This window comes from Gemmatimonadota bacterium, assembly GCA_026706845.1.
Taxonomy (GTDB): Bacteria; Latescibacterota; UBA2968; order UBA2968; family UBA2968; genus VXRD01.
Genome location: JAPOXY010000153.1, coordinates 1 through 11603 on the forward strand (window position 1 = coordinate 1; position 11603 = coordinate 11603).

Below are 11603 nucleotides of genomic sequence, written 5' to 3' on the forward strand. Positions count from 1 at the left end.
CAAGCCTCTCACCTCTATATAGACGCTGAAGAAGGTGCGTATTGGTCGAAGCGAGTTGATCGTGCCATTCGGGAGGTAGAAAATTCATAAAATAAAACCTGATCTCGTATGCTCAAGTCTATCTCATAGGACAGAACCCGTATATCTCCTCACCACCGTATCTTGACAATAGAATGGAAATACCACATACTTCACAAGGGCAGACGTAGAGACAAATCTGTGTGTCTGCCCTCTTTCTTAGACATTTTAACAATAGGAGCCTGCTTATGAAAACCATTTTATTCGCGCTGGTATTGAGTTTGTCGGTTGTCGCAATGCCATTGGCAGATCAGCCCAATTACAAGGGTCACGCGATTTCGATGTATGGCGACTTAAAATACGGGCCTGACTTCAAGCACTTCGACTATGCCAACCCCAACGCTCCCAAAGGCGGCACCGTGAAAAGGAGTGCCGGCGGCACCTATGATTGCTTGAATCAATTCATCCTCAAAGGCGTGTCGGCTTATGGCTTGGGGTTGATCTACGATTCATTGACAGAGCGTTCACTGGACGAGCCTTTCTCAGAATACGGTTTGCTCGCAGAATCTATAGAAGTACCGCCCGACCGTTCATGGGCACTCTTCACACTGCGCTCTGGCGCGAGCTGGCACGATGGCAAACCCATTACGCCAGAAGATGTCGTTTTTACTTTTGAAACAATTAAAACCAAAGGCCACCCTTTTTATCGCAATTATTATGCGGATATCAAACATATTGAAAAGGTTGGCGAGCGGCAGGTAAAATTCACATTTGGCGGAAAGGACAATCGGGAATTGCCCCTCATTGTCGGGCAAATGGCGATCTTGCCCAAACACTATTGGGAAGGCAAAAATTTTGAAGAAACAACACTGGAACCGCCCCTCGGCAGCGGACCTTACAAAATTGAAGCACATGAACCCGGGCGTTCGATCACATATCGGCGCGTCGAAAATTATTGGGGCACTGATCTGCCCATAAAAAAAGGGCGCTATAATCCAGACGTCATTCACTACGATTATTACAAAGACAGTACCGTAGCAACCGAAGCACAAAAAGGCGGCGAATTTGATTTTGCATTGCAAAACAACTCCAAGTCGTGGGCAACCGCGTACGATATTCCGGCTGTAGCCGAAGGCAGACTGATTAAGGAATTAATCCCACACGAAAATGGCACCGGGATGCAGGGATTCTGGTTTAACACACGACGCAGCAAATTTGCCGACCCCAAAGTGCGACACGCGCTGGCTCATGCATTTGATTTTGAATGGACCAATACAAATCTGTTCTACGGACAATACGCGCGTTCGACGAGTTATTTTTCCAATACAGAACTCGCCTCGTCAGGACTGCCCCAGGGGCAGGAACTCGAAATATTAGAAGCATTTCGCGGACAGATACCCGAGGAAGTATTCACCTCAGAATACAAGCCGCCCACAACAGATGGATCGGGTAACATCCGCCAGAACTTGCGCATAGCCGCGCGAATGTTAAAAGCAGCCGGATGGTCGGTAAAAGAGGGAAAGCTCACCAACGATGCATCGGGCGAGACAATGATAATTGAGTTTTTAATCAACAACTCGCCCTCCTGGGAACGCATTGTAGGTCCGTACATTCAAAACCTGGAGCGGCTCGGCGTAGAAGCGACAATTAAAATTGTGGATACATCGCAATATCAAAATCGCGTTCAAGAATACGATTTTGATGCTATTGTAAGCCTCAGAGGACAATCGCTAAGCCCCGGCAACGAACAGCGCAATTACTGGACATCGGCAGCTGCGGATGAACCCGGTACGAGAAATTACGCGGGCATCAAAGACCCCGTCGTAGATACCTTGATAGATCAGCTAATCAACGCACCCGATAGAAAAACCCTCGTATCGACCACCCGCGCACTGGACCGCGTCCTCCTGTGGGGTCACTACGTGGTACCGCACTGGCATATCCGCGCACACCGCGTGGTGTACTGGAACAAATTCGGCAAACCCGATATTTCGCCCAGGTACCTGCCGCAACCCTGGCAATATTTCCCCGATACGTGGTGGGTTGATGCTACAAAAGAAGAGGCCTTAAAGAAAAATTAAGTACCATGGGATCCTATATTTTAAGACGCTTTTTGCTATTCTTTCCAACGCTACTCGGCGTAATGGTGATCAATTTTCTGATCATTCAAGCCGCGCCTGGCGGGCCTGTTGAGCAAGCCATCGCACAGATACAGGGCCACGATGTAGATGCGTCTGCCCGCGTGGGAGGTGATGGCGGCGAACTATCCTCATCTCAAATCCAGCGACAGCGCAGTGGGGGATCAACGAGCAAATACCGCGGCGCGCAAGGGCTTGACCCCGAACTGATCACGGAATTGGAGCGTATGTATGGCTTTGACAAACCGGCTCATGAACGCTTCTACCAAATGATCGTGCGCTATTTGCAATTCGACTTTGGCGAAAGCTTTTATCGCGATCAAACCGTTGTCGATATCGTCCTGGACAAAATGCCCGTATCTATCTCCCTCGGCTTGTGGACGACATTGCTCGTTTATCTGATCTCGATTCCACTGGGCGTAACCAAAGCCGTGCGCGACGGATCCAAATTCGACATATGGACCTCGGGCGTAATCGTCATAGGCAATGCCGTACCGGGATTTATGTTTGCGATCTTCTTAATCGTATTATTTGCCGGTGGCAGTTATTTCGACCTTTTCCCACTGCGGGGATTGACCTCCCCCGAATGGGATCAGTTTGGTCTATTCCACAAAATCACCGACTATTTCTGGCACCTCGCGCTACCCATCGCCTCCATGGTAATTGGTGGATTTGCCGGATTGACCCTCTTGACAAAAAATTCGTTTCTGGACGAAATCAACAAACAATACGTCATGACGGCGCGGGCAAAGGGATTGGAAGAACGCCGCGTATTGTACGGGCACGTTTTCCGCAATGCGATGCTCATCGTCATCGCGGGATTCCCGAGTGCATTTGTCAATATCTTGTTCACGGGTTCACTACTGACCGAGATAATCTTTTCGCTCGATGGCCTGGGCCTCCTGGGCTACGAAGCCACAGTCAACCGCGATTACCCGATCATGTTTGCCACGCTTTACTTTTTTACTTTGTTGGGATTGGTCATGCAATTGGTAAGTGACCTGACTTATACACTGGTAGATCCGAGGATTGATTTTGAAAGCAGAGAAGTGTAGGGACAGTGCCCCCGTGCCTGTCCACCGTAACATCTTTCTGCGATATCGAGAATAAACTATGGATAAACAGGATCTTGTGCGCGAAGATCGATTCTTGGGACTTCGGATTTCGAGCCTCACGCGCCGACGCCTGGATAATTTTAAGGCAAATCGACGTGGCTATTATAGCCTGTGGATATTTCTCGTCCTGTTCGGATTGAGCCTGCCCGCAGAATTTATCGCCAATGACAAACCCCTTTTGGTCCGACACAAGGGGGCGTTTTATTTTCCGGTATTAAAAGCCTACCCCGAAACGCTTTTTGGCGGCGACTTTGAAACCGAAGCCGAGTACCGCGATCCATTTGTACAAGAATTAATTGAAAAAGACGGATGGATCATCTGGCCCCCGGTACCGTTTCGATACGATACAATCAACTACGAACTCAAACATCCAGCCCCTGCACCGCCTTCTGTACAAAACTATCTGGGCACCGATGATCAGGCACGCGATGTAACCGCGCGGTTGATTTACGGATTTCGGTTATCGGTCTTATTTGCCCTCGCGCTCACGGCATTTAGTTCTATAGTCGGCATTGCAGCCGGCGCTGTACAGGGTTATCTGGGAGGATGGGTCGATCTCATATTTCAAAGATTTATCGAAATTTGGGGCGGATTGCCCACCCTGTTTATTCTCATTATTATTGCCAGTATTATTGAGCCGACTTTCTGGACACTCTTGATCATTATGCTGCTATTCTCATGGATGCGCCTCGTCGGCGTGGTACGAGCCGAATTCTTGCGGGCGCGCAATTTTGATTTTGTACGCGCCGCACGCGCTCTGGGTGTCAATGACTTGACAATTATGTGGCGGCACGTCTTGCCCAATGCCATGGTGGCAACACTGACCTTCTTGCCCTTTGTGCTCGTGGGATCTGTCACGGTATTGACCTCGCTGGACTTTCTCGGTTTTGGCCTACCGCCCCCCTCTCCCTCTCTGGGAGAATTGCTCAATCAGGGCAAGCGCAATTTACAGGCCCCCTGGCTGGGACTATCTGGATTTTTTATTCTGGCAATTATGCTATCGCTACTCGTATTTATCGGCGAGGCCGTGCGCGATGCGTTTGATGTGCGCAAGACCCTGTCGCAAACGGAGGGCAAGAGCGCGTGAGCTTGCTATACGTTCAAAATTTGGGCGTGCATTTCCAGCTCGAAGACCAGGTCGTCGAAGCTGTGCGCGGCATATCGTTTCACATTGAAAAAGGTGAAACCGTCGCACTGGTAGGCGAATCGGGATCGGGCAAATCCGTCTCGGCACTTTCCGTAATGCAATTGCTACCCTATCCGCGCGCCTCGCATCCACACGGCAACGTACAATTTGACGGAGAGGAAATGCTGGGCGCGCCGCAAGAGCGACTGCAACAACTGCGCGGCGACCGCATTGCGATGATTTTTCAAGAGCCGATGACCTCGCTGAATCCGCTGCATACCATTGAAAAACAAATCGGCGAAACCCTGATGTTGCACCGCAAAATGACGCGAGAGCAAGCGCGAGAACACACGATAGACTTATTGCAAAAAGTACACTTGCCCGATCCCGAAACGCGCCTCAAATCCTATCCCCACCAGCTATCGGGCGGCCAGCGGCAACGCGTAATGATCGCCATGGCCCTGGCCAATGAGCCGGATTTGCTCATTGCCGATGAACCTACAACTGCGCTGGATGTGACGATTCAGGCACAAATTTTGAAATTGCTCAAATCACTGCAAGACGAATTTGGCATGGCGATTTTGCTCATCACACACGACCTGACAATCGTTCGGCATGTGTCAGATCGCGTCTATGTAATGACACAGGGAAAAATTGTAGAAGAGGGAGACACCACACGCATCTTCGATCAGCCGCAACATACCTATACACAAAAACTTCTAAATGCACAGCCAAAGGGAACAGCATCCGCGCTGAACGGATCGGCTCCCATTGTAGTCGAGGCGGATAATCTGAAAGTGTGGTTCCCCATTCAGCGGGGATTTTTGCGGCGAACCATCGGGCATATAAAAGCCGTAGATGGGATTTCAGTAACCATTCGCGCCGGGCATACCGTCGGCGTTGTCGGCGAGTCCGGCTCGGGCAAAACAACACTGGGATTGGCCCTCTTGCGATTGCTGAGCAGCCAGGGACCAATTGAGTTTAACGGACAGGGCATTCAGAACCTGCCGAGCAAGACCCTGCGCCCCTTAAGACGAGAGATGCAAATTGTTTTTCAAGACCCCTTCGGGTCCTTAAGCCCGCGCCTATCGGTCTTTCACATTATCGCCGAGGGATTGCGGGTTCACAACATGGGAGACAGCGATCACAAACGCCGAGACCTCGTAGCAGAAATAATGGATGAAGTAGGGCTTGAACCCGAAATGATGGATCGGTTTCCACATGAGTTTTCAGGCGGCCAACGGCAGCGCATTGCCATTGCGCGCGCCATGGTATTGCGCCCCCGATTTGTGGTCCTGGACGAACCCACAAGCGCGCTGGACATGACCGTGCAGTCGCAAATTATCGACTTGCTTCGGCGCTTGCAAAAAGATCACGATCTGGCTTATTTATTTATCAGCCACGACTTGCGGGTCGTGCGCGCACTCGCCAATGAACTCGTCGTAATGAAGGACGGCGTCGTTGTAGAACACGGCGCAACAGAAACCGTATTTGCAAATCCACAAACGGATTACACGCGAGAATTGATCACAGCGGCATTTGATATTGATGTTGTTGAAGGGGACGGATGAAAGGCTTTAGGAACGATGATCGGAATACCACCAATTCCACCCAATGATTGTCCCTGTGCCGTTATAAATCCATGATCTTAATGAGATGTCGTCTCTCTGCCTCCCAGGAGAAATTTTCCTTTGCACATAGCCAGCTATTCCGCCCTAATTTTTTACGCATTGTGGAGTCGTTGTATAAATCAATAATACAATGAGCCATACTGTTTTCATCTCCTTCATTTACCAGATAACCATTTACGCTAGAAATTACTGCTTCTGGAATGCCCGCATGTTTTGAAGTAACAACAGGTAATCCATTTGCCATGGCTTCCAATATAGCGACCGGTAGGCCTTCCTCATTGCCCGTTTTGGAATCAGTAACGCTGTGTTGTAAAAACATCCCCGCTTTTTTCATCAGGTCTAAAACGAAATCATTTGGTTGACTGCCATGAAGTGTAATTTTATCAGAAAGTTGATTTCTCTCAACATAATCTTCCACGGCAGAAAATAATACCCCATCACCGATAAAATCCAAATGGAGATTTGGACATTCAAGACTTGCCTTCTCAAATGCCCTGATCGTAATTAACGGTGCTTTTTTGGGTACCATCCGCCCCACTGCGAGACAGGTCACTCGCTCCGAATTTCTCTGGCAATAAGCATCAGGAACATCAATCCCATAAGGAACCACTTTGATCAGACCTGGTTCTAAACCGATGTCAATAAGTCGATTTCTGCTAAATTCACTTACCGTTATGATTCCTGCTGCACCATTGTATGCAAGATATGCTTTTCGCCACATCGGGTCTTCAAGACGCTCTGACATATCATACCCATGTGAATGGACATAAAATGGTATCCCCATGTCTCGCACGATTTCAAAAATGGGCAATGAGACATCTAAAAATTCGCCCATCATCACTTCAACGCCGTGAAAAGTCGTAAATTGACGGATTGTCTGCGAAAAAGCAGCAATTTTTCTCTTCTTTTCAAACCGTGGCAGAGAGATTCCACTGAGAATGAGGGTTGGGCATGATGTTTCCCAATATTTCGCCTTTCTGATCGCATGGGCTAAAACAATCGTTTGTCCGGGCAATAATCTTTCTATGTGCTTGCGAATAAAGGTTTCTGAATAAGCACCTATTCTGGGTGTAAAAATAGCCAGTGGATAAGCCATGTGACAAACCTGATGGTTTTAAGTGGAATAGAATTTAGAAAGAGGCAGGAACAGGATAATCTCTCGGGTTTTCTGGCAATTTTTTATGTTCAACTCTCCGTTTCCTCCGCCATTCCATATAGAGAATAGTAAACTTTGTTTAGTTTCATTAATTCAGCATGCGTTCCTTGTTCAACAATCGTATTTTCATCAATCACCACTATTTGATGGGCATTCTTAATTGTAGATAATCGGTGTGAAATAATAATGGTGGTATAATCTGTGCGTTCTTTCCCCAATGCAGTATAAATTTTCCTCTCAGATTCGGTATCTAGTGCTGATGTCGCTTCATCTAAAATCAATATTGGTGCATTCAACAGAACGGCTCGAGCAAGTACTACTCTTTGCTTTTGGCCCTGGGATAACTGAACACCGCGTTCTCCTACCTGAGTATCATAGCCTTCGGAAAGTGCCTGAATAAATTCATGTGCGTCAGCAATTTTGGCGGCTTCTTCGATACGCCACATTGGACATTGTGTGCGTCCAATAGCTATATTTTCTTTTATCGTCCCATAAAATAAGAATGGGTCTTGTTGTACAAAGCCAATCTGTTTTCTCAGCGAAGAAAGGCTGACTTGTTCAATTTTTTGGTTGTCAATAGTAATTGTTCCAGCCTGTGGATCATATAGCCGCGGGATGAGTTGGACTAAGGTCGTCTTTCCATTTCCACTCTTACCTACCACTGCCGTGATACAGCCTGCTTGAAACGCCAGAGATATATTTTTCAGTACCAATTCATCTTTGTAGGCAAAGGTGACCTGATTGAAAACGATTGAACCCTTTGTGATAATGAGAGGGTCAAGTTTGGGGTCGTTGTATATATTTGGACGAAGGTCATAGATGTCCGTAAATCTTTGAATATGAACAAGAACTTCCCGGTAATTTATCAATAGGCTCATCATCCCTTGCATAGGTGCTGACAAATAGCCTACATATGCAGTAAATGCCAGGTAACTACCCAATGTCAAGTGACCAGATAGGATCTGGATCCATCCGTAGATACTATATATAAATGCTCCCACCGCATGAGCAGAAGATAAGAAGAAACTGGCAGTGCCTTGCCACGCATAGGTATTCAGCCTTATACCTGCAGTTTCTACGGTCAAATTTTTAATTCTTCCAAAGATAAAATTTTCTATACCTAAAGCCTGAATAGTTCGAATACCAGAGATGTACTCAATTCGTTTTGCCGAAACTTCAGCACTTTTCTCGGCAAGAATCCTGGTCCTATTAGCTGAAAATTTAGACATATACCACGACATTATCACATCAATTGGAAGTACCGCAATACTTAGCAAAGCGAGTTTCCAATTTATATAGATCAGAATTGGCGGAAAGATGAGCAGAGTAAACAAGCTTTGAAATGCCGTATTTATAATCACCAACACACCGCTTATAGACGAGAGTGCATCGCTTTCCCGCGACATAATCTCCCCTACTTTTCGCTGATCAAAAAAGCTAAAGTTGAGGGTGCCAATATGTCTGTAAAATTCCAGTCCTGTTTTTAGAGCTAGACGCATATTTAAATTGTGAACAAAATACCCATTTATAAAAGATATAAAACCCGAGAAAATCGAAATGAGCACTGTTAGGATAAGAACGATATACAGAAGGTGCTCATCTTGATTTGGATAAACATTATCTATCAAAATTTTTGTCAAATATGGTGGTAGTAATGAGATCAAAATCATAAAAAGATTGACACCGATGGATTGAGCAATCATCCTTCGGTGTCCACGCAGCATTTCAACAATTTTCCAAAACTCCCGCGCCAAATTACTATCCCTTTCTCTGTCTAAATAATAAATGAGAACAGAATAAAATACAGATTATTAAAGACATTACCGACCGCATGGATAGTTATACACAACATTAATGATCTGGTCTTTTCATAAAGAAAACACAGTAATATGGCGGACAAGAAAGCAGAAATCATGACGGGAAAAAAGCCATGAGTAAACGAAAATAAACATGCAGAAATCAAGATAGCCCAGAATAAATTGACGTACTTCCTGAGGGCAGAAAAAAAGAGACCGCGAAATAAAATTTCTTCGCAAAGAGGACCTGCTATAATCATTCCCAAAAAATAACCAAAGAAAAGACTTACCCCTTGCAATACACTTGCTCCTTGCAATATATCAATTCTCTTATAAGATTCTGTATATTCTGGCCAGATCATAAGAATGGGAATTATGATCACTGTTGATTTAATTATCCCTATTGTTCCTCCATAGAATAAGTATTTCCTAAAATTACAGAAGGATAGCCCCATTTGATTGAACGAAGTATCATATCGAATCCGTAAAATATATCTTATAATTATAATAATTGATATATTGACAATCGTAATGACCAGTTCATTTCCCACCCGTAAAATATATTTTGGTGAAATTTTTGTCAGTCGTTCTTCAAAAAATGGCGAAACTTTTGTCAAATAGACCAGGAAAGTAGGGAACTCTAATAATATTACAGTAAAAATTTCGTGGGTAATCAGCAGAATCAAAGGAAATAGAATTCCCCAATTCTGTTGGGCTGACTCTCTACCTTGATCATGCTTTAATTTTGATAAAAAAACCATAAATAAAATGTCCGTTACGTCACAGAAAGGGCATAAGATTTAAATCTCAGGTATCATCATCGGCACTTTCTATTTTCTTTTTTTCATCTTCTTCATTCCACCACTTTCCGACTTGTTTTGCAGCGATCTTTAAGACCTTATAAGTCGTTGTGACAGGTCTGAAGATTCGTTCTGCAAGGGATACCTCAATATCATGTCCCGGTTGCAAGGTCTGCGCTTCTATCATGCTATCCTGCCAAGCGAGGGCTCTTTCGTTTGGCGGCCCCCATACTTCCCATTCACTCGCTCCCTTAACCAATGTATCAGGAACTACTGTCACTCGAGTAGAGTCAGACTGAGATGATTGTGGCATAAAAAACCTCCTTTAAGTTGATGTGACAAACCGTAGCCCTAAAATTGCTGTGACGTAACAGACATAAGAGCTTTGGGTCAAGCTCTTTTTTAATTTTTTTGACTATCAGGTTGCCTATCCAAATTTAGTGAAAAGGTGGATTTCGTCACTTTGCTTGAAACCTGTAATAATTCTTTCCATAAAATGTTCATTATTTTGTCTCTCTCAATGATGATTTTAGCCTCAGTACTCATACCATCAACCAGAGAATACACAATGTCATCGCCAATAACATGGGGCTGTTCAACGCGGCAAATGATTGAATAATAAACGCCTTCCGGTAAAGTTTTTGTCAAGACTGGTGTGGGTGAAATGGATGTAACCTGGCCTTTAAAAATTTTAAATTCTAAATGGGGGAAAGAATCCACAAATAAATTAACCTTTTGGCTTTGCTTGATTTTATGTACATCCATCTCTTTCACTAAAATATGAGCCTGCCATTCTCCAAAACGTGCGAGTTGTAGAATTGTGCCACCTGCGTGTAAGTAATCACCTTCTCGTTTTTCAATACTTTCTGTAAGAATGATTCCTTCTTCTGGTGCATAAATTTTACACTGTGAAATTTTTTGCTTATAAAATTCAGACTCTTGAACCAGTTGCCTATTCATTTCTCGCAAGGTTTGAATCTGTTGTTTCTTACTTTGTAACGAAGTGAGTTGCTTCTGTGCCCGGAACCAATCCCCTTTTGCCTGTTCAAGCAGTGATTTTCGAATTTGAAGCGGCAGAAAGTTCTCAAGTTTATGACTTTGTGGATCTTTATGGGCATGATAGAGATTAAGATACACATTGTATTCTCTCTCTATCTGTTCTAAATGAAGCTCTGAGGTCCTGACCTGAGCTTCTGTGCGTTTAATTTCTGCTTCCAAGATTTCTTTTTCACTATTGATTTGGAGTTGTAGTTCAGAAATTTTGCTTCGATTAATATCAATCTCCTTCTTAATTCTATCCAACTCCTTTTTCCATTCTTCATTTGATAGAATCGCGATTAAATCCCCTTTGGCGACTCTATCATTTTGACGAATATAAACCCTCTCAATAATTCCTGAAATTCTTACTTTGATATCGAGACGTTCTTCAGGTTCTATACTTCCTCTTCCCGTTACAGTCTTATCCATACTAAGATTCCATACTAACACTCCTGCTGCTACACTGAGCAGAACAGCCGAGCCTATTACTAAAAAAATGAAAGCTCTGATAAACCGGAAACCTAAACGGTTAAAATCTTCAACCGTTTTGCTAATATTGATCTGGTCGTTTTCGGTCGTTAGCTCAGAGACTTCATGGGAATTCTTTGGTCTTTTTTTAGTCATTAAATCTTTTGAGGGCAATCTATAAATTCGCGATAAATTCTTTTGTTTTTAATGCGCCATCCATAACTATATCATGCCGAAAACGTGGCAGTTTTAGCCTTTTATTCATAGCAGTGATTAAATTTTCACTATTTAAAGATTCCGAACAGATTGTATCAACT

9 protein-coding genes are annotated in these 11603 nt (G+C 44.6%); 4 read left to right on the forward strand and 5 right to left on the reverse strand.

The genetic code is table 11. The features are described 5' to 3' along the window. Positions 1-266 precede the first annotated feature (266 nt). Genes OXG87_14640 through OXG87_14655 form a run of 4 tightly spaced genes read left to right on the forward strand, consistent with a single transcriptional unit; the run spans position 267 to position 5968 of the window. Complete coding sequence (locus tag OXG87_14640; protein ID MCY3870785.1) at positions 267-2099, forward strand: extracellular solute-binding protein; 1833 nt, start codon at positions 267-269, stop codon at positions 2097-2099. Between the two features lie 5 nt (positions 2100-2104). Next, positions 2105-3211 carry a microcin C ABC transporter permease YejB gene (locus OXG87_14645; GenBank protein ID MCY3870786.1) on the forward strand — a complete coding sequence of 369 codons (1107 nt, stop codon included), beginning with the start codon at positions 2105-2107 and terminating at the stop codon, positions 3209-3211. A 58-nt stretch (positions 3212-3269) separates the two neighbouring features. Beyond that, complete coding sequence (locus OXG87_14650) at positions 3270-4358, forward strand: ABC transporter permease (GenBank protein ID MCY3870787.1); 1089 nt, start codon at positions 3270-3272, stop codon at positions 4356-4358. Beyond that, on the forward strand, positions 4355-5968 hold the full coding sequence (locus tag OXG87_14655; protein MCY3870788.1) for an ABC transporter ATP-binding protein: 1614 nt from the start codon (positions 4355-4357) through the stop codon (positions 5966-5968). The genes OXG87_14650 and OXG87_14655 overlap by 4 nt, the downstream gene beginning before the upstream one ends. A gap of 61 nt (positions 5969-6029) precedes the next feature. On the opposite strand, the gene OXG87_14660 is transcribed toward OXG87_14655, so the two are convergent. The 5 genes from OXG87_14660 to OXG87_14680 form a co-directional block, all read right to left on the reverse strand. After that, entirely contained in the window at positions 6030-7124 is a 1095-nt protein-coding gene (locus OXG87_14660; GenBank protein ID MCY3870789.1) for a glycosyltransferase family 4 protein, read from the reverse strand. 89 nt (positions 7125-7213) lie between these two features. Next, a complete protein-coding gene (locus OXG87_14665; GenBank protein MCY3870790.1) occupies positions 7214-8938 on the reverse strand; it encodes a peptidase domain-containing ABC transporter in 1725 nt (574 codons plus the stop codon). Positions 8939-8958: 20 nt separating this feature from the next. After that, the gene (locus OXG87_14670; GenBank protein MCY3870791.1) at positions 8959-9741 is read right to left on the reverse strand and encodes a CPBP family intramembrane metalloprotease; all 783 of its coding nucleotides are present in this window, start codon (positions 9739-9741) and stop codon (positions 8959-8961) included. Between the two features lie 46 nt (positions 9742-9787). Continuing rightward, entirely contained in the window at positions 9788-10093 is a 306-nt protein-coding gene (locus OXG87_14675) for a hypothetical protein (GenBank protein MCY3870792.1), read from the reverse strand. Between the two features lie 89 nt (positions 10094-10182). Next, positions 10183-11442, reverse strand: coding sequence for an HlyD family efflux transporter periplasmic adaptor subunit (locus OXG87_14680; protein ID MCY3870793.1), 1260 nt, complete (start codon positions 11440-11442; stop codon positions 10183-10185). Between the last annotated feature and the right edge of the window lie 161 nt (positions 11443-11603).

What these genes read in the sequence shown, in the direction of transcription:
- OXG87_14680 (MCY3870793.1), bottom strand. Translation starts at nt 11,442, where the DNA reads ATGACTAAAAAAAGACCAAAGAATTCCCATGAAGTCTCTGAGCTAACG.
- OXG87_14650 (MCY3870787.1), top strand. Translation starts at nt 3,270, where the DNA reads ATGGATAAACAGGATCTTGTGCGCGAAGATCGATTCTTGGGACTTCGG.
- OXG87_14660 (MCY3870789.1), bottom strand. Translation starts at nt 7,124, where the DNA reads ATGGCTTATCCACTGGCTATTTTTACACCCAGAATAGGTGCTTATTCA.
- OXG87_14640 (MCY3870785.1), top strand. Translation starts at nt 267, where the DNA reads ATGAAAACCATTTTATTCGCGCTGGTATTGAGTTTGTCGGTTGTCGCA.
- OXG87_14645 (MCY3870786.1), top strand. Translation starts at nt 2,105, where the DNA reads ATGGGATCCTATATTTTAAGACGCTTTTTGCTATTCTTTCCAACGCTA.
- OXG87_14670 (MCY3870791.1), bottom strand. Translation starts at nt 9,741, where the DNA reads ATGGTTTTTTTATCAAAATTAAAGCATGATCAAGGTAGAGAGTCAGCC.
- OXG87_14675 (MCY3870792.1), bottom strand. Translation starts at nt 10,093, where the DNA reads ATGCCACAATCATCTCAGTCTGACTCTACTCGAGTGACAGTAGTTCCT.